Source organism: Pseudomonas sp. 2995-1, assembly GCF_002742505.1.
In the GTDB taxonomy this organism is placed as follows: Bacteria; Pseudomonadota; Gammaproteobacteria; order Pseudomonadales; family Pseudomonadaceae; genus Aquipseudomonas; species Aquipseudomonas sivasensis.
This window is the reverse complement of the sequence record NZ_LJSA01000250.1, coordinates 122,200-144,856: the sequence shown is the minus strand read 5'-3', so window position 1 is coordinate 144,856 and position 22,657 is coordinate 122,200. Positions and strand designations below refer to the sequence as shown.

General features: G+C 59.2%; 22 protein-coding genes. 14 read left to right on the top strand and 8 right to left on the bottom strand.

What is annotated here, in order from left to right; genetic code table 11:
- The first annotated feature begins 113 nt into the window (after positions 1–113).
- Positions 114–2,291: a hypothetical protein gene (locus AOA61_RS05475; protein ID WP_099601293.1), complete on the top strand. Its 2,178-nt coding sequence runs from the start codon at positions 114–116 to the stop codon at positions 2,289–2,291.
- Positions 2,292–2,327: 36 nt separating this feature from the next.
- Here AOA61_RS05475 and AOA61_RS05470 read toward each other — a convergent pair whose 3' ends face one another.
- Both AOA61_RS05470 and AOA61_RS05465 read right to left on the bottom strand, forming a co-directional pair.
- Positions 2,328–3,419: a hypothetical protein gene (locus AOA61_RS05470; RefSeq protein ID WP_099601292.1), complete on the bottom strand. Its 1,092-nt coding sequence runs from the start codon at positions 3,417–3,419 to the stop codon at positions 2,328–2,330.
- Between the two features lie 256 nt (positions 3,420–3,675).
- Positions 3,676–3,981 carry a DUF2288 domain-containing protein gene (locus AOA61_RS05465; RefSeq protein ID WP_099601291.1) on the bottom strand — a complete coding sequence of 102 codons (306 nt, stop codon included), beginning with the start codon at positions 3,979–3,981 and terminating at the stop codon, positions 3,676–3,678.
- A gap of 340 nt (positions 3,982–4,321) precedes the next feature.
- On the opposite strand from AOA61_RS05465, the gene AOA61_RS05460 reads away from it, so the two are divergent.
- The 9 genes from AOA61_RS05460 to AOA61_RS05420 all read left to right on the top strand — a co-directional run bounded on the left by AOA61_RS05460 (position 4,322) and on the right by AOA61_RS05420 (position 12,011).
- Positions 4,322–5,449: a branched-chain amino acid ABC transporter substrate-binding protein gene (locus AOA61_RS05460; RefSeq protein ID WP_032891577.1), complete on the top strand. Its 1,128-nt coding sequence runs from the start codon at positions 4,322–4,324 to the stop codon at positions 5,447–5,449.
- A 229-nt stretch (positions 5,450–5,678) separates the two neighbouring features.
- On the top strand, positions 5,679–6,602 hold the full coding sequence (livH, locus tag AOA61_RS05455; protein WP_003172375.1) for a high-affinity branched-chain amino acid ABC transporter permease LivH: 924 nt from the start codon (positions 5,679–5,681) through the stop codon (positions 6,600–6,602).
- Positions 6,599–7,852: a high-affinity branched-chain amino acid ABC transporter permease LivM gene (locus AOA61_RS05450; RefSeq protein WP_095184031.1), complete on the top strand. Its 1,254-nt coding sequence runs from the start codon at positions 6,599–6,601 to the stop codon at positions 7,850–7,852. The genes livH and AOA61_RS05450 overlap by 4 nt, the downstream gene beginning before the upstream one ends.
- Entirely contained in the window at positions 7,849–8,616 is a 768-nt protein-coding gene (livG, locus tag AOA61_RS05445; RefSeq protein WP_012722652.1) for a high-affinity branched-chain amino acid ABC transporter ATP-binding protein LivG, read from the top strand. The genes AOA61_RS05450 and livG overlap by 4 nt, the downstream gene beginning before the upstream one ends.
- A gap of 1 nt (position 8,617) precedes the next feature.
- Positions 8,618–9,319 carry an ABC transporter ATP-binding protein gene (locus tag AOA61_RS05440; RefSeq protein ID WP_010212366.1) on the top strand — a complete coding sequence of 234 codons (702 nt, stop codon included), beginning with the start codon at positions 8,618–8,620 and terminating at the stop codon, positions 9,317–9,319.
- Positions 9,320–9,557: 238 nt separating this feature from the next.
- A complete protein-coding gene (locus AOA61_RS05435; RefSeq protein WP_032891579.1) occupies positions 9,558–9,854 on the top strand; it encodes a DUF2282 domain-containing protein in 297 nt (98 codons plus the stop codon).
- A gap of 23 nt (positions 9,855–9,877) precedes the next feature.
- Positions 9,878–10,756, top strand: a complete 879-nt coding sequence (locus tag AOA61_RS05430) for a DUF692 domain-containing protein (RefSeq protein ID WP_099601290.1) — start codon at positions 9,878–9,880, stop codon at positions 10,754–10,756.
- Positions 10,753–11,529, top strand: a complete 777-nt coding sequence (locus AOA61_RS05425; RefSeq protein WP_099601289.1) for a DNA-binding domain-containing protein — start codon at positions 10,753–10,755, stop codon at positions 11,527–11,529. The genes AOA61_RS05430 and AOA61_RS05425 overlap by 4 nt, the downstream gene beginning before the upstream one ends.
- The gene (locus tag AOA61_RS05420) at positions 11,526–12,011 is read left to right on the top strand and encodes a DoxX family protein (RefSeq protein WP_032891582.1); all 486 of its coding nucleotides are present in this window, start codon (positions 11,526–11,528) and stop codon (positions 12,009–12,011) included. The genes AOA61_RS05425 and AOA61_RS05420 overlap by 4 nt, the downstream gene beginning before the upstream one ends.
- Here AOA61_RS05420 and AOA61_RS05415 read toward each other — a convergent pair.
- Positions 12,008–12,916 (bottom strand): LysR family transcriptional regulator, encoded by a 909-nt coding sequence (locus tag AOA61_RS05415; protein WP_095184028.1) that lies wholly within the window; start codon positions 12,914–12,916, stop codon positions 12,008–12,010. The genes AOA61_RS05420 and AOA61_RS05415 overlap by 4 nt on opposite strands.
- Before the next feature lie 103 nt (positions 12,917–13,019).
- On the opposite strand from AOA61_RS05415, the gene AOA61_RS05410 reads away from it, so the two are divergent.
- The 3 genes from AOA61_RS05410 to AOA61_RS05400 all read left to right on the top strand — a co-directional run bounded on the left by AOA61_RS05410 (position 13,020) and on the right by AOA61_RS05400 (position 16,107).
- The gene (locus AOA61_RS05410) at positions 13,020–13,619 is read left to right on the top strand and encodes a short chain dehydrogenase (protein WP_032891585.1); all 600 of its coding nucleotides are present in this window, start codon (positions 13,020–13,022) and stop codon (positions 13,617–13,619) included.
- 97 nt (positions 13,620–13,716) lie between these two features.
- A complete protein-coding gene (locus tag AOA61_RS05405) occupies positions 13,717–14,388 on the top strand; it encodes a COG3650 family protein (protein WP_032891587.1) in 672 nt (223 codons plus the stop codon).
- Between the two features lie 105 nt (positions 14,389–14,493).
- Complete coding sequence (locus tag AOA61_RS05400) at positions 14,494–16,107, top strand: NAD(P)/FAD-dependent oxidoreductase (RefSeq protein WP_099601288.1); 1,614 nt, start codon at positions 14,494–14,496, stop codon at positions 16,105–16,107.
- A 122-nt stretch (positions 16,108–16,229) separates the two neighbouring features.
- Here the strand turns inward: AOA61_RS05400 and AOA61_RS05395 are convergent, their stop codons facing one another.
- Positions 16,230–17,324 carry a PLP-dependent cysteine synthase family protein gene (locus AOA61_RS05395; protein WP_099601287.1) on the bottom strand — a complete coding sequence of 365 codons (1,095 nt, stop codon included), beginning with the start codon at positions 17,322–17,324 and terminating at the stop codon, positions 16,230–16,232.
- 216 nt (positions 17,325–17,540) lie between these two features.
- On the opposite strand from AOA61_RS05395, the gene nhaA reads away from it, so the two are divergent.
- Entirely contained in the window at positions 17,541–18,716 is a 1,176-nt protein-coding gene (gene nhaA / locus AOA61_RS05390; protein ID WP_032891593.1) for a Na+/H+ antiporter NhaA, read from the top strand.
- Positions 18,717–18,793: 77 nt separating this feature from the next.
- Here nhaA and AOA61_RS05385 read toward each other — a convergent pair whose 3' ends face one another.
- The 4 genes from AOA61_RS05385 to AOA61_RS05370 form a co-directional block, all read right to left on the bottom strand.
- Positions 18,794–19,258: a glycine zipper 2TM domain-containing protein gene (locus tag AOA61_RS05385; RefSeq protein WP_003189251.1), complete on the bottom strand. Its 465-nt coding sequence runs from the start codon at positions 19,256–19,258 to the stop codon at positions 18,794–18,796.
- A gap of 264 nt (positions 19,259–19,522) precedes the next feature.
- Positions 19,523–20,170, bottom strand: coding sequence for a pyridoxamine 5'-phosphate oxidase (gene pdxH, locus AOA61_RS05380; protein ID WP_032891594.1), 648 nt, complete (start codon positions 20,168–20,170; stop codon positions 19,523–19,525).
- A gap of 27 nt (positions 20,171–20,197) precedes the next feature.
- A complete protein-coding gene (locus AOA61_RS05375; RefSeq protein ID WP_099601286.1) occupies positions 20,198–21,340 on the bottom strand; it encodes an OmpA family protein in 1,143 nt (380 codons plus the stop codon).
- Positions 21,341–21,483: 143 nt separating this feature from the next.
- Positions 21,484–22,629, bottom strand: a complete 1,146-nt coding sequence (locus tag AOA61_RS05370) for a serine hydrolase domain-containing protein (protein ID WP_099601306.1) — start codon at positions 22,627–22,629, stop codon at positions 21,484–21,486.
- Positions 22,630–22,657: the final 28 nt, after the last annotated feature.

The following is a 22,657-nucleotide window of genomic DNA, read 5'->3' as shown; positions in this document are numbered from 1 at the left end:
ACACGGGGTCAACCCGATCGTCCCGGACAAGGACGCACTGCAAAGTCGCGAACTCCCATTCCGTGATGGCCCTTTGATTCTTTCCAGCCATCCGCCCAGGCACATGGCGCACAATGACTTCTAAAAATAACTCTGCCACCGTGGTATCCGACGTGTTGATCGCAGCGCCTGCGCAGAAGCCCTCAGGTTCAACGTCATTGACCACTGCCCGCCCGCTGTCCGCCCAGCAATACCTGTACTTCACCGAAACCAATACCGACCGTATCCTCGATAACCTCGATGGCCTGCGCGACATGGTGTTTCCACGTCCGCCTCATCTGGAAGTGGACGGCGAGCAGCGCAGCGAGCAAGAGTTTCCGTCGGTATGCCTGATCGGCCTGGGCCGCTGCGGTTCGAACATTGCGCTGGACGTGGCGGAGTTGGTGTACAACGCGCGCAAGTTCTACCTGAACGAGTTCAGCAACGAAGATAAGTCGTTGGACAAGGGTTACAGTCCGGCCCAGTGGATCCGCAATAACCTGCGCCTGGGCGGCGGCAAGGCCAGCAAGCCGGTGTTCCTGGTGGAACCGTTGGTGATGCTCGGCGACCTGGACAAGGACATCGCCGGGCGCATTCGCTTCTCGCGCAAGGGCGAAAAAAGCGGCTTCCTGCGCGACTACAGCAAAATGAAAATCATGGACCTCTCCGAAGTCCATGCCGGTGGCGCCGGTAACGCGCCGATCCTCGGCCAATACCTGGCGAAGATCATCCTCAACAAAGACACCCAGCGCTTTTCCAGCCCCGACTGGAAGATGATCCACTCGTACCTCATCGACTCCTGCGGCATCAAGGCCAATCAGTCGCGCCTGTACTTCTCGATCTTCAGCGCCGGTGGCGGTACCGGCTCAGGCATGGCCTCGGAATTCGGCCTGGCCCAGCAGCACTCGTACATGAACAAGACCTTCGACACCAAGCCCGCCGATGAGCACGACAGCAAAAGCGGCCATGCTTTCGTCTTCGAGCCGATCTTCACCAGCGGTATTTGTGTGCTACCGAACATTTCCGATCACCGCAGTGAAATGTCCGAGGCGCTGCACATCAACGCCGGCCGGCTGCTGTGCAAATACCTTTCGGAAGAGTGGGACTTCTCGTACAACTTTGACAACGAAGACAGCAGCGAAGCCAGCGTGAAGGGGCGTATCCGCCCATGGAACGCGATGATGCTGATCTCCAACGACATCATGCGCTATGCCGAAGAAAGCGATGACGGCAACATCCAGAACATTGACGTCAATGCCATGGAAAAACACGCCAACCAGTACATCTCCCAGCAGATCTTCAACATCCTCACCGCCCAGGCCGTGACCACCGACTACGACCAGAACTACTTCCGTCGCGCCGGTATCGACATCGGTGAAACCATCCGCCTGGACGCCAATGACCTATTCATGAGCCTGGCCGGCCCGGTGGCGATTGCCTACGCCGAGTCCGTGGTTCCGGAAACACCGGTTCCTTCGAATGACAAGTTCAAAGTCTTCGAGAAGGAGCCCCAGCGCCTGAATATCGACGATCTGTTCTTCCGCTCCATCGACCTGCCGCACTTCAATAAGGTCACCCAGGCCATCGAAGGCATCAGCCTGTTGCCAATCGAGTCCAAGCGCTACAAAGCGTCCCTGGAGCAGTACAAGAATTCCGGCTATGACGCAGCGGCGCTGCACGACCTGCACTTCTTCAAGAACTGCTCGTCGGTGGTGTCCATCGTCTCGCTGCCCAAGGACTACAAACTGTCCTACATGGACCTGAACAGGCTCAAGACTCACCTCAACAGCCTGTTCCCCAATACCACGCTCAAGCGCTACGCCTTGGTCATCGGCGCGTCGGCCAACCTGTCGCTGACCACCCTGATTGCCAAGAGCCCCTGCCTGTCGGATGACTTCCTGACGCTGATCGTGGCGTTTATCAAGCGTTGCTTCGCGCGCAATCCGTACCGCTTCGATGACACGCTGGACAACTCGATCCTGGATTTCATCATCCACGAGGACTTCGACGAAGACCGTATCGACGAGCTGCTCAACGAGTTTGAAAACCCGGCCAAGATCCTCGACACCAACTGGTACGCGATCAAACCGATGTATGAGAAGAAGTACCGGGAGCTGATCAACGACAAAGACAAGTTCGTATCGATCAATGACATTCGCCTGTCACGGGACTGCGTGAAGAAAGCGATCAAGTACCTGCGTGAGATCTATCGTCACCGCATCGGCAAGACCAAGGTTATTTCGTTGAATAACCATACCGGCAAGACGGCCTGATACTGTGCGACGGCGCCGCGTGGCGCCGTCGCAACGTCATTGCGTCATGCGCTGGCGCAGGAATGCGAGGATGGTTTGTTCGTCAGCGCGCTTGGCAGGCCGAGGAATATGCTTCGGCCAGCCGGCGTCTTTCGCGCCGAAAAACCGCTGCTGCTCCTCCTCATCCCAGCCGCGAATCTCCCGCGAAGCCGATTCCCACCAGCCATGTCGGCACACGTCGTAGTACGGATGTTCGGGCGCCGAACTGCCGTAGAGCAAATCGCGGCCGACCTTTTTGACACGCTTGCACTGATTGCGCAGCTTCCATTTGATGCGCAGTCGCTGCCAGGGCGAGGGCACCGGCTTGACCCGCGGCACATCAAGGCAACGCGCTACCAGCTCAGGGCCGAATACCTCACCGTGCTGGGCGAAGAAGTGCGCCTGCATGGCATGGAAGAAGCGCTTGTCGGCATAGTAGTGATGCACGAACTTGCACGCCTCGCGCACCTTCTGTTCGCGCATCGCAAAGGAAATCGCGATTTGCTCGATGGTGTGGATATCGAACGAGTGCTGGGTCCACTCGTCGATCAGGCAGATGGACGCTTCGAGCAGCGGCGCATCACTGGCGCGGACACCGCACAGGCCACTGTTGTAGAGCTTGAAGCTGTTATCGGCAGAGATGCCATGGGCCTGTAGGTGCTCGCCCAACTTGAGGTAGTCAGGACGCTTGCACACGTAGCTCCAGTCGTATTCGAAGCCATCCATCACGTACTGGCCCGGCTCGATCAGCTCAAGCACGCGATGGGGGGATTTGAGAAACAGGGTGTCGGTGTCAACGAACAGGGTCTTGTCCGCAAGCGCAAGCCCGTGGGCAATCGCGCACGCCTTGCGGCGGTGGGCATAGCCGTTTTCACCCTGCCATTGGGTCAGGGTCTGCTCGTCCAAGGTGATGGTCTCAACCGGCCAGCCGAAGTAATCCTGGGGGCGATCGGTCATGACACGGATGCACAACGACTCGCCCGCTTTGAGCTGGGACAAGGCAGTGAGGATACTGAACTTGGCTTCGCGCCGATAAACGTCCTGATTACCGTAAATAAGGTAAAGCAGCTGGTGCGAAGACTTGGCTAAAGGGGGCAGCGCTGACGGCATGACGAGCTCCGGGTGACAAGCGGCGAACTTTACCGGAATTCACCCTTTCCCATGTCATGATCTGACAGCCGCTACGCTTTATTCACACTGAGAAACAATTCTCCCGCCTATTCGCTCGCAAGATAACTGTTCCCATGACGCGCACGTCACCCTGAGCTGTGACCTTTCTCCACGGCAAGATGCCATCACCGTATCTGCGGTTACTCCGCTACACACTTTTGCCACGGAAAAACACGCACCGTTTTAGTGCCCACCTCTATTGCGCTGCCCTTTCCTGGATCAATATCCACGGCGAAACCACCACCGCCCACAAACTCGGGTCACGCTCCACCAGGTCCAATGCCCGCGTCGCAGACACTTCGCCCAGGCTACCCGAGGCCAGCCAGGCAGCGACTTTGTCACGGTTGTCCTCGGCCATTCCCTCGGCGGCTTCGATCAAATCCAAGCCGGTGTCGACCCACAATAGGGCACCCTTGGCAAAGAACGGTTCAAGCTCCTTCCAGGAAATTTCGGCGGTTTCACCGAGCAGCTTGGCATAGAGGGTGCTAGGTTCTTGCGTCATGGGAATTCACCTTGGGAAAAAATCGGCGCAATCATAACGTCGCGACCGAGGTAGAAAAACCCAGTTGCAAATGAGTCATCGATAGAAAGTGTCAGGAAAGCCAAGGATTGCCCGAAACTCTGGCATCACCCCGCCGCAATTCTGTCTTTTTCTTTCATTTAAGCGACACGCCAAGGTTTTGCCCCCAGCAGCCAGCTTTTCAAGCGATGAACCGGCGCTCTACACTGTACCGGTACAGTTGCCAGGGCACTGCCGGGGGATATCCGAGATATCTGATCCGGTTCTGCAGCTCACAAGGCCGCTAGAACTATAAAAAATACAACAGTAAGAGTGGAGCACTATGAATAAGGCTACTAAGCAGATTTCCAAACTGTTTGCCGCTATGGTCCTGGCTGGGGTTGCCGGCCATTCGTTCGCAGCTGACACCATCAAGATCGGCATCGCCGGTCCAAAGACTGGTCCTGTAACGCAATACGGCGACATGCAATTCATGGGTGCCAAGCAAGCTATCGCCGACATCAACGCCAAAGGCGGCGTCGACGGCAAAATGCTTGAAGCCAAGGAATACGACGACGCTTGCGACCCTAAACAAGCCGTGGCCGTCGCCAACAAAGTGGTTAACGACGGCGTCAAGTTCGTGGTCGGTCACCTCTGCTCCAGCTCCACTCAGCCAGCGTCCGACATCTATGAAGACGAAGGCGTGATCATGATTACCCCGGCGGCCACCAGCCCGGAAATCACCGCCCGTGGTTACAAGCTGATCTTCCGTACCATCGGCCTCGACAGCGCCCAAGGCCCAGCGGCCGGCAACTACATCGCCGACCACGTGAAGCCTAAAATCGTTGCCGTCCTGCACGACAAACAGCAATACGGCGAAGGCATCGCCACCGCCGTCAAAAAGACCCTGGAAGAAAAAGGCACCAAAGTTGCCGTCTTCGAAGGCCTGAACGCTGGCGACAAAGACTTCTCCTCGATCATCCAGAAACTCAAACAAGCCAACGTCGACTTCGTTTACTACGGCGGCTACCACCCTGAGCTGGGCCTGATCCTGCGCCAAGCCAAGGAAAAAGGCCTGAACGCCAAGTTCATGGGCCCTGAAGGCGTCGGCAACGACTCCATCTCGCAAATCGCCCAAGGTGCTTCCGAAGGCCTGCTGGTGACCCTGCCGAAATCCTTCGACACCGACCCAGCCAACAAAGCCATCGTTGAAGAGTTCACCAAGAACAAGCAGGACCCAACCGGTCCGTTCGTGTTCCCGGCCTACTCGGCCATTGAAGTCATCGCCGGCGGTATTACCGCTGCCAAGAGCGAAGACACCGCCAAAGTGGCTGCCGCCATCCACGCGGGCACCTTCAAGACCCCTACCGGCGAGCTGAGCTTCGACGCCAAGGGCGACCTGAAGGACTTCAAGTTCGTGGTCTACGAATGGCACTTCGGCAAACCAAAAACCGAAGTTTCCCCTCAGTAAGCCAGGCGTTACTGGTCCAACAAGCCCACTGTGAGAGCAGTGGGCTTTGTTTTACGAGGTTTATGGGCCTGTCACCCGCGATCCGGGCGCTGGCTCACCTGAAAATCTTAAAACCGTCACCAGCGGTTCGCTGGCAAACGCTTTGTGCAAATGTGCTCACAGAACACAGCACAGGGCCGGAACATGACTCCACCAGTGAAATGCGTATCGGGTTTTTAGGAGCGCTGTAATGCCTGAGATCTATCATTTTTTCCAACAGCTGGTTAATGGCCTGACCATTGGCAGCACCTATGCCTTGATAGCCATTGGCTACACAATGGTTTACGGCATCATTGGAATGATCAACTTCGCCCATGGCGAGGTGTACATGATTGGTTCCTACGTGGCCTTCATCGCCCTTGCCGGGCTGGCCATGATGGGTATCCACTCCCTGCCGCTGTTGATGACCGCCGCGTTCCTTGCGTCGATCGTCGTAACCAGTGCCTATGGCTACAGTATCGAGCGCGTTGCCTACCGTCCCTTGCGCGGCAGCAACCGTTTGATCCCGCTGATTTCCGCCATCGGCATGTCGATTTTCCTGCAGAACACCGTATTGCTGTCTCAGGACTCCAAGGATAAATCCATCCCCAACCTGATCCCGGGGAGCTTCTCCTTCGGCCCAGGTGGTGCGGAAGAAGTGCTGATTTCCTACATGCAGATCCTGGTCTTCGTCGTCACCCTGGTGGCCATGCTGGGCCTGACCCTGTTCATCTCCCGCTCCCGTCTGGGGCGCGCCTGCCGGGCCTGTGCCGAAGACATCAAGATGGCCAACCTGTTGGGCATCAACACCAACAACATCATCGCCCTGACCTTCGTGATCGGTGCTGCGCTGGCAGCCGTCGCGGCGGTACTGCTGAGCATGCAGTACGGCGTAATCAACCCCAACGCCGGTTTCCTGGTAGGCCTCAAGGCTTTTACCGCAGCGGTATTGGGCGGCATCGGCAGTATTCCGGGCGCGATGCTCGGCGGGCTGGTGCTGGGTGTGGCCGAGGCGTTTGGTGCCGATATCTTCGGCGACCAGTACAAGGACGTCGTGGCGTTCGGCCTGTTGGTTCTGGTGCTGTTGTTCCGTCCGACCGGCATCCTGGGCCGTCCGGAGGTTGAGAAAGTATGAGCAGATATCTTAAATCGGCGTTTTTCAGCGCCTTGCTGGTGTGGGCCGTGGCCTTCCCGGTACTCGGCCTCAAGCTGAGCATTGTCGGCATCAATCTGGAAGTGCATGGCACCGGTCCCGTGACCCTGACCATCATCGCCCTGTGTTCGGTGCTGATGTTCCTGCGTGTGCTGTTCACCCAGCAGGTCGGCGCTCTGTTCAAGAGCAACCGTGGTCCGTTGGTATCGCCTAAGGTCAGCCAATTCCTGACCCTGCCGCGCACCCAGCGCTACATCATCATCGGCCTGATCGTGGCCGCGCTGATCTGGCCGTTCTTTGGCTCGCGCGGTGCCGTAGACATCGCCACCCTGATCCTGATCTACGTGTTGCTAGGCCTGGGCCTGAACATCGTGGTGGGCCTCGCCGGCCTGCTCGACCTGGGTTATGTGGGTTTCTACGCCGTGGGTGCCTACACCTACGCGCTGCTCTCGCACTATCTGGGCTGGAGCTTCTGGATCTGCCTGCCGCTGGCCGGCATGGCGGCGGCCACGTTCGGCTTTCTGCTGGGCTTCCCGGTACTGCGACTGCGCGGTGACTACCTCGCCATCGTGACCCTGGGTTTCGGCGAGATCATTCGTCTGTTCCTGCGTAACCTCACGGACATCACCGGCGGCCCCAACGGCATTAGCAGCATCCCCAAGCCAACGTTCTTCGGGCTGTCGTTCGACCGCACCGCTGCCGAAGGCATGCAGACCTTCCACGAGTACTTCGGGATTGCCTACAACCCGGTAAGCAAAGTGGTGTTCCTGTACCTGGTGGCGCTGTTGCTGGCGCTGGCGGCATTGTTCGTGATCAACCGCCTGCTGCGCATGCCAATCGGCCGTGCTTGGGAAGCGTTGCGCGAAGATGAAATCGCCTGCCGCGCCCTGGGCCTGAACCCGACCATCATCAAGCTCTCCGCCTTCACCCTGGGTGCTGCGTTCGCCGGTTTTGCCGGCAGCTTCTTCGCCGCGCGCCAAGGCCTGGTGACACCGGAGTCGTTCACCTTTATCGAGTCGGCGATCATCCTTGCCATCGTGGTATTGGGCGGCATGGGCTCGCAACTGGGCGTGATCCTGGCCGCGATCGTGATGATCCTGCTGCCAGAAATGATGCGTGAGTTCAGCGAATACCGCATGTTGATGTTCGGCGCCATGATGGTGCTGATGATGATCTGGCGTCCTCAAGGTCTGCTGCCCATGCAACGTCCACACATGGAGCTGCGCAAATGAGCCGCGAGATCCTGAAAGTCGAAAATCTGAGCATGCGCTTTGGCGGTTTGCTGGCGGTCAACGGCGTGGCCCTGACCGTGAAAGAGAAACAGGTGGTTGCATTGATCGGCCCCAACGGCGCCGGCAAGACCACGGTGTTCAACTGCCTCACCGGCTTCTACAAGCCAAGCGGTGGCAGCATCCTGCTGGACGGCCAGCCGATCCAGGGTTTGGCCGGTCACGAGATCGCCCGCAAGGGCGTGGTGCGTACCTTCCAGAACGTGCGGTTGTTCAAAGACATGACGGCGGTCGAAAACCTGTTGATCGCCCAACACCGTCACCTGAACACAAACTTCTTTGCAGGCCTGTTCAAGACCCCGGCGTTTCGCAAAAGCGAGCGCGAGGCCATGGAATACGCGGAGTACTGGCTGGACAAGGTCAACCTCACCGAGTTTGCCAACCGTCCCGCCGGCACCTTGGCCTACGGTCAGCAACGTCGCCTGGAAATCGCCCGCTGCATGATGACCCGCCCGCGGATCCTCATGCTCGACGAACCAGCCGCCGGCCTGAACCCAAAGGAAACTGAAGATCTCAAGGCGCTGATCGGTGTGCTGCGTGAAGAAAACAACGCCACGGTGCTGTTGATCGAACACGACATGAAACTGGTCATGAGCATTTCCGACCACATCGTGGTGATCAACCAGGGCACGCCCCTGGCCGACGGGACGCCGGAGCAGATCCGCGACAATCCTGAAGTGATCAAAGCCTATTTGGGGGAAGCGTAAAATGCTGCAATTCGAAAACGTTTCCACTTTCTACGGCAAGATCCAGGCCCTGCACAGCGTCAATGTGGAAGTACGCCAGGGTGAAATCGTGACCCTGATCGGCGCCAACGGCGCCGGCAAGTCCACCTTGTTGATGACCTTGTGCGGTTCGCCACAGGCCCACAGCGGCAGCATCCGCTACATGGGTGAAGAACTGGTGGGCCAGCAATCTTCGCAGATCATGCGCAAGAGCATTGCGGTGGTGCCGGAAGGCCGCCGCGTGTTCTCGCGACTGACCGTCGAAGAAAACCTGGCCATGGGCGGGTTCTTCACCGACAAGGGCGACTACCAGGAGCAAATGGACAAGGTGCTGCACCTGTTCCCCCGGCTCAAGGAGCGCTTCAGTCAGCGCGGCGGCACCATGTCCGGCGGCGAGCAGCAAATGCTCGCCATCGGCCGGGCGCTGATGAGCAAGCCCAAGCTGTTGCTCCTGGACGAACCGTCCCTGGGCCTGGCACCGATCATCATCCAGCAGATTTTCGACATCATCGAACAGCTGCGCAAAGACGGTGTGACCGTGTTTCTGGTGGAACAGAACGCCAACCAGGCGCTGAAAATCGCCGACCGCGCCTATGTACTGGAAAACGGTCGTGTGGTGATGCAGGGCACTGGCGAGCAGTTGCTGACGGATCCGAAGGTGCGCGAGGCGTACTTGGGCGGCTAAGAGACGGTTGCTGAATACACCGGATCTAAATGTGGGAGGGAGCTTGCTCCCGATGGCGGCATATCAGGCACAGAGCATGTGACTGATAGTCCGCCATCGGGAGCAAGCTCCCTCCCACATTTGTTTTGCACCGTTTGAAAGTTTTTCAACTGCCTTTGTAACGAACTCAATCCTCCCTTCTCTAGTGGTGCATGCAGGCAATCAAGCCTGCCCACTCAACCACTGCTGGAGAAACACCATGACGACCAAACTGTCCGCCGCATCCCTCGTCCTCGCCCTGAGTTCTGCCTTGAGCCTCTCCGCTCTGACCAGCACCGTCCACGCCGCCGACGACATGCAAAAATGCTTCGGCGTCGCTGAAGCCGGTAAGAACGATTGCGCCGCAGGCGCAGGCACCTCCTGTGCCGGCAGCTCGAAAACCAAGGATCAGGCCAACGCCTGGAAACTGGTCCCCGCCGGCACCTGCACCCAAACCCCCAGCTCCACCTCGCCGACCGGTTTCGGCCAGGAAGCTGCCTTCACCGCCAAGTCGTGAAACCCTGCACAGCCTGAGTACGGATCATGACGCTTTCACGCCAGCACACGGTCTCAAACGCTCAGGCGCCCGGCCTCCCCTGTCGGGCCGGGCTGGGGCTGAAGAGCGAGCACTTCACCGAAGTGCTCCAGACCCTTCCCGATGTCGGTTTTTTTGAAATACACGCCGAAAACTACATGGTGGCCGGCGGCCCGTTTCATCACTACCTAGGGTTGATTCGCCAACAGTACTCGCTGTCGCTGCACGGCGTGGGCCTGTCCATCGGCGGCGAAGGCCCGCTCAACCGTGAGCACCTGGCGCGCCTGGCAACGCTGATCGAACGCTACCACCCCCACTCCTTTTCCGAACACTTGGCCTGGTCCAGCCACGGCCCGGTGTTTCTCAATGACTTACTGCCCCTGGCCTACGACGCAGACACGCTGAACCGGGTATGCGAACACATCGACCAAGTGCAGAGCACACTCAAGCGGCCCATGCTGCTAGAGAATCCATCGACCTATTTGCAGTTCCAGCGCTCGACCCTGGACGAGACCGACTTCATCAGCGAGACCATCCGCCGCACTGGCTGTGGCTTGCTGCTGGATGTGAACAATGCCTACGTGTCGTGTATCAACCACCAGCGCGACCCGCTCACTTACATCGACGCCCTGCCGTTGCACGCGGTGGGCGAGATTCACCTGGCCGGCTTTGGCGAGGACACCGACAACCTGGGTGATCGCCTGCTGATCGATGACCATGGTGCCCCCATCAACAACGCCGTATGGCAACTGTACGAACAGGTGCTCACACGAACTGGCCCGGTCGCCACGCTCATTGAACGTGACAACCACGTGCCGGCCTTTAACGTTTTGCACGCTGAAGCCCAACAGGCCGAGCACTATTTATCGCAGGTCCGCCCATGAGCCTTCACGACGCCTTCACCAGTGCCTTGCTGGCACCCGACCTGCCCTGCCCGGACGGCCTGTTCAGCAGTAACGGTGCCGACCCGGCCAGTCGCTTTGCGGTATATCGCAACAATGTTCACAGCTCATTGATCAATGCACTGGCATCGGCCTATCCCGTGACAGTGCAATTGGTAGGCGATGAGTTTTTCCGCGCCATGGTCGGCGTTTACGTCCAGGCGCACCCGCCTACCAGCCCACTGATCAGTGACTACGGCAGCACATTCGCCGACTTCATCGAGGGTTTCGATCCGGCCTCCAGTGTGCCTTATCTGGCCGACGTGGCCCGCTTGGAACGCTTGCGGGTTCGTGCCTATCACGCGGCAGATACGCCGGCGGTGAGTCAGCAAGCCGCCCTGCAACAGCTGCAGGCCCAAACGGAGCTGGGCGCATTGCGCCTACGGCTGCACCCATCCCTTGCCGTTTTGAACTCAGCCTACGCCGTGGTTGCGGTATGGGCGGCGCACCAGACCGAGGGCGCCTTGGCCACTCTTGATCCTTACAAAGCCCAAAGTGCATTGGTGCTGCGCCAGGGGTTGATCGTCAAGGTCTTCGCCGTCGACGGCGGCGCTGTCGCTTTTATCAATAGCCTGAACCACGGTGCCGCATTGGAAATGGCCGTGGCGGATGCGCTTAAAGCCTGCGCCGAGTTCGACCTGCACCAGTGTCTGTCACTGCTGATCAACCACGACGCCATCACTCACTTGCTCCCAGAACAAAAGGTATCGCCATGAACACTAGCCCTTCGTGCCGGATCAAACAGGCCATCGTTCTTTTCGAGAAAATCCCCTACAGCCTGATCGCGTTTATTGCGCGCTTTTCAATCGCGGCAGTGTTCTGGAAATCCGGGCAAACCAAGGTAGAAGGCTTCGCCATCGATCTGGTCAGCGGCACGTTCCAACTCGGTGAACCCTCACTCGCCGCCTCGACACTGCCGCTGTTTCGCAGTGAGTACCACGTGCCGTTGATATCGCCGGAAGTGGCCGCGCACATGGCGGCGTTTGCAGAGCACTTTTTCCCGGTACTGATATTGGTGGGGTTCGCCACGCGCTTCTCGGCCCTGGCCTTGATTGGCATGACGTTGGTCATTCAATTGTTCGTGTACCCGGACGCCTACCCCACCCACGGCACTTGGCTTGCGCTGCTGTTGCTATTGGTTGCCAAGGGCCCTGGTTGCTTGTCCATCGACCACTTGATCGCCCGCCGCTACCGTTAAAGACGATCCAACGCCTCGCCGCTGCGCTTGAACCACTCCACCAGGTAGTCGGCCAGAACCTGGGTGCGCCTGGGCAGGCCACCTTGATAAGGGTGAACCAGGTACATCGGCAGGCTTCGAGTCTGATAGTCACGCAGCAACCAGCGCAATCGACCGTCGGCCAGTTCCGTCGGCAGCACGTAGGACGGCAACCGGGCAATACCAGCGCCTACCAGCGCTGCCTTCTTCAGCAAGTTGTAATGGTTGGAGGCAAAGGTGCCGCTTACCCTGACCCGCAACAACTCGTGCTGCTGGTGATACAGCCATTCCTCGCGGCCGCTGTAGTGGCTGTTGAGCAAGCAGGTGTGCGCCGCAAGATCCGCCGGGGTCAGCGGTTCGCCGTGCTGCTCCAGATAGGCGGGGCTGGCGCAAGTCATCTCATGCCAGGCCAGCAGAGGCTTGGCCACCAGGCGCTCGTTTTCAATCGCACCCGAACGCACCCCCAAGTCGAATCCATCACGCGCGAGGTCTCGATAGCTGTTGTTGAGTTCAATCTCGATCTGCACCTGAGGGTACTGCTTGGAAAATTCCAGCAACAAGCCATCGAAGAAAGTTTCGCCTAATGAAACGGGAACCGTCATACGCACCGGCCCGGCCAGATCGTCCTTGAGCCTCGCCAGTGCCTGACGCGCACGTTCCACCTGCACCACCAATGCCTGGGCCTGTGGCAACAACGCCGCGCCGGCAGCGGTCAGGCTGAGCTTGCGGGTGGTGCGGTGCAACAACACCACACAAAACTGCGCTTCCAGCTGGGAGATACGCTTGGATAACTGGCCCTTACTGCAGCCCAGTTGCTCGGCGGCCACCGTAAAACTGCCGGCTTCGATCAGTACGGCAAAGGCCGCCAGGTCATCCATCTCGCTCATGGATTGTTTCCATTTGAAAACCAAAGGTTGCCTATTACCAAGTTTATCCAGCGAAAAAGCCACCCTAGACTGAGCCCTCACTTATCACTGGAGGAACAGCACCATGAAAATCCTATTGATTGGCGCGAGTGGCACCGTCGGCTCGGCAGTCAAGGCCGAACTGGCTCAGCGTCATGAGGTGATCAGCATTGGCCGCACCAGCGGCGACTTCCAAGTGGATATCAGCGACAGCGCGTCAATCCGCAGGTTGTTTGAGCAAACCGGTAAATTCGACGCCCTCATCTGCGCGGCCGGTAGCGTGAATTTCGTGGCGCTGGGTGATATGAGCGAAAACGACTTTGAACTTGGCCTGCGTGACAAGCTGATGGGCCAGGTAAACCTGCTGCTGATCGGCCGCGAGTATGCTAACGACGGCGCCTCGTTCACCTTCACCAGTGGCATTCTCAACCGTGATCCGATTCGGACTGGCGCTTCTGCGGCGCTGGTCAATGGCGCACTCGATGCGTTTGTCAAAGCGGCAGCGATCGAATTGCCACGAGGCCTGCGCATCAACTCCGTGAGCCCCACAGTGCTGGAAGAGGCCATGGGCAGCTACGCACCTTACTTCCGCGGCTATAAGCCTGCTCCGGGCGCTGACGTGGCCTTGGCCTACGCTAAAAGCGTGGAAGGCCTACAGACCGGCCAGACATTTATGGTTGGCTGAATGTAAGGGTTGTAAGAATTACCTGAAGCGGGACAGCGGGGTTGTGATGCACCGCCAGCCTGCGTAACGTGGCGGCACTTGCCTGGAGACCCCGATAATGCGTGCCGCCCGTACCTTTGCTTTGTGTGCTTTGCTTCCCTTTCTAACCGCGTGTCAGGTCTTCGAAAGCGAGCCGGCCAAGCCGTCTACGGTTGGGCTGACCCGCATGCAGGGCCAACTCACAGCCGTAGGCGACAAACTGTTGTTCCAAGCGTGCCACGACCAACGTAACTACGTGGTCAAGGACACCGGCGGCACCAGCATCCTGCAGGAAGCCGCCTCCCTGGCCGGCCAGCAAGGTGCGCTGTTTGCCGACCTGCGCGGTAAGTTTTCGGGCGTCGCCACCGGCACTCAGGGCGAAGTGGAGTTGCAACAGCTCTACCGTGTCGAACGGTCGACCTCGGCCTGCGACGACCCCGATTTCAAACGCATGATCCTGCGCGCCAACGGCCACAAGCCGGCCTGGGCGATGAACGTCACCGCCAAGGGCATGGTGCTGGAACGTGAAGGCCAGCCGCCTTTGGCCGTACCTTATGTAGAAGAGCAGATCGGCGACGGCCGCTTTAACCTGATGACCGAAGCCAACAACCAGCACATCGAGCTGTGGGTGGCTCCGCAACGTTGTGTGGACAGCGTCAGCGGCAGCCTGCAACACATGACCGCCGAATTGCGGATCAACGGTCAAGTCCAGCGTGGCTGCGCGGCTTTCGGTGGTTCGCGGGACGATTGATAGTGTCCTGCGCTTTTTAGCATGACGGGACACCACCGTTGGGGCTTATAATCGCCGGTTTGCAAAACCGCCGGCCTTACCGAATGCCGCACACCGGATCCCGTCATGTTACGAATCACCGAACTCAAGCTGCCCATCGACCATCCCGAAGAAGACCTGCGGCCTGCCATCCTGGCGCGCCTTGGCATCGCCAGTGATGACCTGCTCGATTTCACCCTCTTCAAACGCAGCTACGACGCCCGTAAAAAATCGTCGGAGCTATGCTTCATCTACACCATCGACTTGGATGTGAAGGGTGAAGCCGCCCTGCTGCTCAAGTTTGCCGATGACCGCAACGTCAACCCGGCGCCGGATGTCAGCTACAAAGTAGTCGGCCAAGCGCCCGAAGGCCTGGCTGAACGACCGATCGTAGTCGGTTTTGGCCCCTGCGGGATCTTCGCCGGGCTGCTGCTGGCACAGATGGGTTTCAAGCCGATCATCCTCGAACGCGGCAAGGAAGTGCGCCAGCGCACCAAGGACACCTGGGGCCTGTGGCGCAAAAGCGTACTGAACCCCGAGTCCAACGTGCAGTTTGGTGAAGGCGGCGCCGGCACCTTCTCCGACGGCAAGCTTTACAGCCAGATCAAAGACCCGAAATTCCACGGTCGCAAAGTACTCCACGAGTTCGTCAAAGCCGGCGCGCCGGAAGAAATCCTCTACGTCAGTAAGCCGCACATCGGTACCTTCCGCCTGACCGGCGTGGTGGAACACATGCGCGAGCAGATCATCGCCCTGGGCGGTGAGGTGCGTTTCGAGCAACGCGTGACTGACGTGCTGATTGAAGACGGCCAACTGAACGGCGTGGTGGTGGATGGCGGCGAGCAGATCCTGTCCAGGCACGTGATCCTGGCACTGGGCCACAGCGCCCGAGATACCTTCCGCATGCTTCACGGTCGTGGCGTATACATGGAGGCCAAGCCGTTTTCGGTGGGCTTCCGCATTGAACACCCTCAATCGCTGATCGATGCCGCGCGCCTGGGTAAATACGCCGGGCATCCGAAGCTGGGCGCCGCCGACTACAAACTGGTGCACCACGCGAAGAATGGTCGCTCGGTCTACAGCTTCTGCATGTGCCCTGGCGGCACCGTGGTGGCGGCCACCTCCGAGCCGAACCGCGTTGTGACCAACGGCATGAGCCAGTACTCACGTAACGAGCGCAATGCCAACTCCGGCATCGTGGTCGGCATCACGCCGGAAGTGGACTACCCCGGTGGCCCGCTGGCGGGTATCGAGTTGCAGGAACGCCTGGAGTCCCACGCCTACATTCTCGGTGGCAGCAACTACGAAGCCCCGGCACAACTGGTGGGTGATTTCATCGCCGGCAAGCCGTCCACTGCCCTCGGCAGTGTGGAACCGTCCTACAAGCCTGGCGTGGCCCTGGGCGACCTGGCGTTGGCGCTGCCGGACTTCGCCATCGAAGCCATCCGCGAAGCGCTGCCGGCGTTCGAGAAGCAAATCAAAGGCTACTCGCTGCACGATGCGGTACTGACCGGTATCGAAACGCGCACCTCGTCGCCGCTGCGGATAACCCGTGACGAATCGATGCAGAGCCTGAACGTTAAAGGCCTGTTTCCGGCCGGTGAAGGCGCGGGTTATGCCGGTGGGATTTTGTCGGCGGGTGTTGATGGGATTCGAATTGCCGAGGCGTTAGCGCGGGATATGTTGGGCATCGAGGCCTGAGCACATCCGTGTTCACAAGTGGGAGGGGGCTTGCTCCCGATAGCAGTGGATCAGTCAGGACACATGTGACTGGTCCACCTTCATTGGGAGCAAGCTCCCTCCCACACGGTTTTTGCGTGATTTCAGATGTTAGCGCGCAGGATGCAATCCGGTAGCGGCTCGCCCCGCTCCACACTGGCCGCAACGGCCGCGATCAGCCCTTGCAACTCGTACCCCTGCCCCGCCAACCACACCGGGTTGTAATAGGTTGTGGCGTATCGCTCGCCACCATCGCACAAGATCGCCACGATAGAACCCGACTCCCCCGCAGCCTTCATCTGCTGCGCTGCCACCAGCGCGCCAACCAGGTTGGTCCCGCTGGAACCGCCCACTCGCCGCCCCAATCGCTCTGCCAAGTAATGCATGGCTGCCAGTGACAGCGCATCCGGGACCTTGACCATTGCGTCGATCACCTTCGGCAAAAACGACGCCTCGACCCGTGGCCGGCCAATGCCTTCGATACGCGAACCGCAGTCCAGGCGCAGGCTGGCGTCACCCGTCTGGTAATAGTCAAAAAACACCGATCGCTCAGCATCGGCGCATAGCACGCGGGTGGCGTGCTGGCGATACCGCACGTAGCGACCCAATGTCGCCGTGGTGCCGCCGGTGCCGGGGCTGGAAATCAGCCAGCTCGGCTCGGGATGCTGCTCGAAACGCATCTGTTGGAAGATCGACTCGGCGATGTTGTTGTTCGCGCGCCAGTCGGTAGCGCGCTCGGCGTAGGTGAACTGGTCCATGAAGTGACCGCCACTTTCCCGCGCCAAGCGCTCGGATTCTGCATAGATCTGTGTGGGATCTTTTACCAGATGGCTCTTACCGCCATAGAAGGCAATCTGCGCGATTTTTTCCTGGGAAGTGGTGGCCGGCATCACCGCGATAAACGGCAGGCCGAGCAGCCGAGCAAAGTAGGCTTCGGAGATCGCCGTGGAGCCGCTGGAGGCTTCAATCACTGGTGCTCCGGGCTTGAGCCAACCATTGCACAGCGCATACAGAAACAGCGAGCGGGCCAGCCGGTGTTTGAGGCTGCCGGTGGGATGGCTCGACTCGTCCTTGAAGTACAACTCGATACCCGGCAAACCTGGCAGCGGCAAGGGGATCAGGTGGGTGTCAGCGCTGCGCTGGAAGTCTGCTTCGATGATACGAATGGCTTCGCGAGCCCAGGGACGATGGTCACTCATGGTCGGTTTCTCTAAGAATTTCCAGGTCAATATTAGGATCTTTCCTACACTCGACACAGATACAGTAACGTCTCAATTGGACACACAATTTCAAGCCCCTGACGCAACGCTGAACCTGCCCATTGCTTATAACAAATAAGAATATAACTTTTGTTTTAACAACTAACGGTACGGGTTAGGGTACCCGCCTATTGAATCCGGATTGGAGAGCACCCCTTGGCTCTGCGTAGCACTTTCACTCGTTTCTTCCAGCTGGAAGCCGCCAGCGGTCTGTTGTTGATCGCCGCTGCGGCCCTGGCATTGATCATCAATAACTCACCGTTGTCCCACCTGTACGGCGCGTTTCTCGACGTGCCGGTGGTGGCGCAGATTGGCGCGTTGAAAATCGACAAGCCAGCCTTGTTGTGGATCAACGATGGCCTGATGGCTCTGTTCTTCCTGTTGATCGGCCTGGAGGTCAAGCGCGAGTTGCTTGACGGCCATCTGTCCAAACCGTCGCAAGTGGTCCTGCCCGGTGCAGCCGCCATCGGCGGTATGGTGGTGCCGGCGCTGATCTACTGGGCGATCAACAAGGACTACCCCGCCGCCCTCTCCGGTTGGGCAATCCCCATGGCCACCGACATTGCCTTCGCCTTGGGCGTGTTGGCGCTGCTGGGCAAGCGCGTCCCGACGTCCTTGAAACTGTTCCTGATGACCCTGGCGATTATCGATGACCTGGGCGCGATCATCGTGATCGCAGTGTTTTATTCCGCCGATTTGTCCGGTGCAGCCTTGGCTGGCGCGGGCGCCTGTCTGGTGGCCTTGATCGCGATGAACCGCCTCGGAGTGATCAAGCTCTGGGCCTATCTGATCGTCGGCCTGATCCTGTGGGTATGCGTGCTCAAGAGTGGCGTGCACGCCACACTGGCCGGCGTGACGCTGGCGTTCTGCATCCCGATGCGCACTAAGAACGCCGAGCCCTCGCCGCTGCTGTCCCTCGAACACGCTCTGCACCCGTGGGTGGCGTACGGCATCCTGCCGCTGTTCGCCTTCGCTAACGCTGGCGTTTCCCTCACCGGCGTCAGCCTGGAGAGCTTCACCCACCACGTGCCCATGGGCATTGCCGCCGGCCTGCTGATCGGCAAGACCATCGGTGTGTTCGGCCTCACTTGGCTGGCCATCAAGACGGGTCTCGCCACACTGCCTAACGGCGCCAACTGGGGCCAAGTCTTCGGCGTGGCGATCCTGTGCGGTATCGGCTTCACCATGAGCCTGTTCGTCGGCTCCCTGGCATTCGTGCCGGGCGCCAGCGAATTTGCCGGCGAGGATCGAATGGGGATTCTGACCGGGTCGATATTGGCAGCATGTATTGGATATCTGGTGACGGCGATGGCGAGTCGTAAAAAAGCCTGATCCCCCAGAAAAAGCGCCCACAAAAAAACCCCAACCGGTCACCCGGTTGGGGTTTTTCTTTACCTGCTGCTTACCGATTAACGGGTAACGCGACTGGTACCATCGACCGTCATGATGCGCACGCGGTCGCCAATGCGGAAGATTTCGTTCTCCTGCACAGCCTGGACGTAAGCGCGCATGCTGCCATCGTCTTCGCGAACGGTGATTTCCACGCCTTGAGTGCGGGTCAGGCCTTCTTCAGTGGCCGAGCCCAGCAGGCCGCCAGCGACTGCGCCGATCACAGCAGTGACGATGCTGCCACGGCCGCCGCCGATGGCGCTGCCGCCAACGCCGCCGATGACTGCGCCGGCAGCGCCGCCGATTGGGGTCTTGGTGCCTTCGATTTTCACCGGACGCAGGGATTCGATGGTACCCATGCGCACGGTCTGTACACGACGCGCTTCATCACGGGAATACGAATCGCCGGTCAAACTTGAGGCGCAGCCACCCAGCAGCAGCGACAGGGTGGTAAAGCAGGCAACCAGTAAAACGGACTTACGCATAGCATCAACTCCAAAGGACAGGTGTTCATTAGACGCTGCGGCTTGGCGCCTGTCACGGCAAGCACCGCAGAAAACTGCTTTCATTCAGCCTGAGTACAGACTGCGCACACCGGAAAACTCGACAAACGGTAGCTCAGTTCGTGTACCAAGAGATGTCACAACGGTTTCATCATTGTAGCCGCGCAGCCGCATGCGACCGAAGTCTCTCCCATAGAGACGTCGGTGCTGCGAACAACATTCAGATGAAGTGACGAAAGGTGACGCTCAGGGCGCCAGGCGCTCGCGGGTCCACTCGCCCCCTTGCAGGCGGTAATTCAAGCGGTCATGCAGGCGGCTGGCGCGACCTTGCCAGAACTCAATACGCTCCGGCAGCAGACGATAGCCACCCCAATGCTCGGGGCAGTCGGGCTGGGTATCGCTGAAGCGCTGCTCAGTGGCCGTGAGCAGGTCTTGCAGTTCTTCACGGTCACGAATGACCTGGCTTTGCGGGGAAGCCCAAGCGCCGAGACGGCTGCCCAGAGGACGGACCTGGTAATAAGCATCCGACTCCTGAGGCGTGACCTTGACCACCCGCCCTTCGATGCGCACCTGGCGCTCCAGGGTCGGCCAGAAAAACGTCATGGCTGCAAACGGCCGCGCCGCGAGTTGTTCACCCTTCGCGCTCTGATAGTTGGTGAAGAAGGTAAAGCCCTGCGTATCCAAGCCCTTGAGCAGCAGGATGCGGCAGTGCGGGCGACCTTCCTGGTCGACCGTAGCCAGGGTCATGGCATTGGCTTCCACCGGGGGCTGCTCGGTTTTCACCGCATCGGCAAACCACTGGTGGAACAACGCAAACGGCTCGCCCGGGGCCTGGGCCTCGCTCAAACCGTCCCGTGTGTAGTCACGGCGCATATCGGCCAGTGCCTGGGTCATGCGGCTTTATCCTTCTGGTTCAGCAGATCAGTTTTTTGCCTGGTCGTTCGCCGGTGCAGCAGCCTTGGCTTTGGCCGGGGCAGTTTTCTTGGCAGCTGGCTTGGCCGGCGCCTTTTTAGCGGCTGGCTTGGCGGCAGCTTTCTTCGCGGCCGGAGCTTTTTTCGCCGCAGCTTTGGCTGCCGGAGCCGGTGCAGGTACGTTCTGCACGGCAACCATTTCAGCCACAGGCGGCGTCTTGCCCGAGTTGTACTTGCTCAGCAGCGCCAACATAGTTGTACGCTGAGTGAACATAATTTCCATGCGACGGTTCAGCGCACGGCCCTGGGTGCTGTCGTTGGCGGCACGTGGCATCAGGTCACCCATGCCACGCAGCATCAGGCGATCCTGCTTCAAACCGCTGAGGCTGAAAATCGAAGCGATGGACTGTGCGCGCTCCCTGCTCAGCGCCTGGCTCGCCGGGGCGGTGCCGGTGGCGTCAACGTGACCCAAGACCAGTACGGCGGTCTTGGGGTCTGCTTCAACAGCCTTGGCAACACGCGTGAACGGGCCAAGGGTAACCGGCAACAGCATGGCTGGACGTTTTGGGTTGTAGGAGCCATCGACCGGCGCAATCACGACGAGCACGTTGTCGCGACGTTCCAGTTGCAGGTTGCTGTCCTTGATGGCGGCGCGCAGGCGCGGCTCATAGTCGTCCAACCAGGCCTGGGTGATTTTCGGGTCCGGCATCGGCACGTTGGTCACGTCGACCTTGGACAATGGCTTGGGTTTGCTTTCGAACGGCCACCACCAGTGAGTTTCGCTGTCGGTCTTGGCGACGGCTGGTGCGGCGGCAGGGGCAGGAGTGGCGGCCTTGAGGTCGGCTTTCAGGTCTGCGGCCTTGGCATCGGCAGCCTTTTCGTCGGTGCTTTTGGAGGAGAACGGCCACCAGCTGGAGCCGGTGTCAGCCTTGGCCGCCGGAGCAGGCGCAGCGGCTACAGGTGCGGCAGGCTTGGCGCCAGCTGCGGGTTTGGCATCAGGCTTGGCCTCGGTCTGGGTCACGACGTCCTTGGTAGCGGCCTTATCAGATCCAAATGACCACCAATGCCCACCCTCGGCATCATTCTGTGGAGTTTGTGCGCAGCCGGTAATGGTGAGGCAAAGCGCCAGTGCCAAGGACTTGTTCGATAACATGAGATATCCACAAAATGAGAAAAGAAACGGGGGTCTGGATGACCCGTTAAACAGACGCTTACAGAACATTAAAGTTACATCATTTCGTTCAGCGTCTTCTTATAGTTGCCTTTGTAACAAAAAAATGTGAAACAGCAAGGGGTTTACAGACAACCGGCCAATATTCCGACCAACTTCTGTGCACGAGGGTCCATAAGTACATAAGGCCCCAATGTATTAGTCACGAAACCAAACGCTACATCGTGTTCGGGGTCGGCAAACCCTACCGATCCGCCTGCACCAGGATGCCCAAAAGCACGCGGGCCAAGGCCGAATGTGGCATTAGGCAACTGCGGTTGATCCAACATGCATCCCAAGCCAAAGCGAGTTTGTGTCAATAATGTTTTATCCGGCCCGATACTGTGTTCACGGGTCAACTCTTCGAGCATGTCGGCTTCCAACAAACTACCGTCCAACAAACCACTATAAAAACCCGCCAGGCTACGCGCATTACCGTGACCATTAGCCGCGGGCTGCTGCATGCGTCGCCATTCAGGTTTATTAGTACTGGTCAAAATAGACGGTGGATTGGCAAATGCCCGTGTGGTCATGGCGGTGGGTTCACGCATCATTACTTGCAGTAAACGTTGCGCAGCCTCATCGCCCATATTGCCTTTGCTGCGCGCTATATGGGCAACACGATAAAACTCTTCATCCGCCAGGCCCACATGAAAGTCCAGGTCCAACGGCCGTGCAACGCGCGCCACAATGGATTCACCAGGCCCACGCCCATCGGCGCGGCGCAGCAGTTCGCCGACCAGCCAGCCGTAGGTGATCGCCTCGTAGCCATGGCCTTGGCCCGGCGTCCACCAGGGTGCTTCGGCCGCGAGGGTGTCGACCATCAGTTGCCAGTCATACAGGGCCTCGGTGGGCAGCATCTCGCGGATCGCCGGCAAACCCGCCTGATGGCAGAGCAACTGGCGCAGCGTGATGCTGTCCTTACCGGCAGCGGCAAAATCCGGCCAGTACTTGGCAACTGGAGCGTCCAACTGCAACTTACCCTCAGCCACCAATTGCAGGGCCGTGACGGCAGTAAATGTCTTGGTGCAGGAGAAAAGATTGACGATGGTGTCGCTGTGCCAGGCCTCGGCACCGTCCTTGTCAGCGGTGCCGGCCCACAGATCGACCACGGTTTCGCCGCCGATCTGAATGCAAAGCCCGGCGCCACGCTCCTGTGGGTCATCGAACAGCGCGGCAAACGCTTCACGTACCGCTTCGAACTGGAGTTCGTAATGACCCTGAATCTGCACGTAAGCCGCCTCGAAAAACACCATTGAA

Bases quoted from the DNA above. Each gene is read 5' to 3' on its own strand.
- livH (WP_003172375.1), top strand. From the start codon at position 5,679: ATGCCTGAGATCTATCATTTTTTCCAACAGCTGGTTAATGGCCTGACC.
- AOA61_RS05475 (WP_099601293.1), top strand. From the start codon at position 114: ATGACTTCTAAAAATAACTCTGCCACCGTGGTATCCGACGTGTTGATC.
- AOA61_RS05465 (WP_099601291.1), bottom strand. From the start codon at position 3,981: ATGACGCAAGAACCTAGCACCCTCTATGCCAAGCTGCTCGGTGAAACC.
- AOA61_RS05425 (WP_099601289.1), top strand. From the start codon at position 10,753: ATGAGCCTTCACGACGCCTTCACCAGTGCCTTGCTGGCACCCGACCTG.
- livG (WP_012722652.1), top strand. From the start codon at position 7,849: ATGAGCCGCGAGATCCTGAAAGTCGAAAATCTGAGCATGCGCTTTGGC.
- AOA61_RS05405 (WP_032891587.1), top strand. From the start codon at position 13,717: ATGCGTGCCGCCCGTACCTTTGCTTTGTGTGCTTTGCTTCCCTTTCTA.
- AOA61_RS05410 (WP_032891585.1), top strand. From the start codon at position 13,020: ATGAAAATCCTATTGATTGGCGCGAGTGGCACCGTCGGCTCGGCAGTC.
- AOA61_RS05435 (WP_032891579.1), top strand. From the start codon at position 9,558: ATGACGACCAAACTGTCCGCCGCATCCCTCGTCCTCGCCCTGAGTTCT.
- AOA61_RS05415 (WP_095184028.1), bottom strand. From the start codon at position 12,916: ATGAGCGAGATGGATGACCTGGCGGCCTTTGCCGTACTGATCGAAGCC.
- AOA61_RS05420 (WP_032891582.1), top strand. From the start codon at position 11,526: ATGAACACTAGCCCTTCGTGCCGGATCAAACAGGCCATCGTTCTTTTC.
- AOA61_RS05470 (WP_099601292.1), bottom strand. From the start codon at position 3,419: ATGCCGTCAGCGCTGCCCCCTTTAGCCAAGTCTTCGCACCAGCTGCTT.
- AOA61_RS05450 (WP_095184031.1), top strand. From the start codon at position 6,599: ATGAGCAGATATCTTAAATCGGCGTTTTTCAGCGCCTTGCTGGTGTGG.
- pdxH (WP_032891594.1), bottom strand. From the start codon at position 20,170: ATGACCCAGGCACTGGCCGATATGCGCCGTGACTACACACGGGACGGT.
- AOA61_RS05395 (WP_099601287.1), bottom strand. From the start codon at position 17,324: ATGAGTGACCATCGTCCCTGGGCTCGCGAAGCCATTCGTATCATCGAA.
- AOA61_RS05440 (WP_010212366.1), top strand. From the start codon at position 8,618: ATGCTGCAATTCGAAAACGTTTCCACTTTCTACGGCAAGATCCAGGCC.
- AOA61_RS05400 (WP_099601288.1), top strand. From the start codon at position 14,494: ATGTTACGAATCACCGAACTCAAGCTGCCCATCGACCATCCCGAAGAA.
- AOA61_RS05385 (WP_003189251.1), bottom strand. From the start codon at position 19,258: ATGCGTAAGTCCGTTTTACTGGTTGCCTGCTTTACCACCCTGTCGCTG.
- AOA61_RS05460 (WP_032891577.1), top strand. From the start codon at position 4,322: ATGAATAAGGCTACTAAGCAGATTTCCAAACTGTTTGCCGCTATGGTC.
- AOA61_RS05375 (WP_099601286.1), bottom strand. From the start codon at position 21,340: ATGTTATCGAACAAGTCCTTGGCACTGGCGCTTTGCCTCACCATTACC.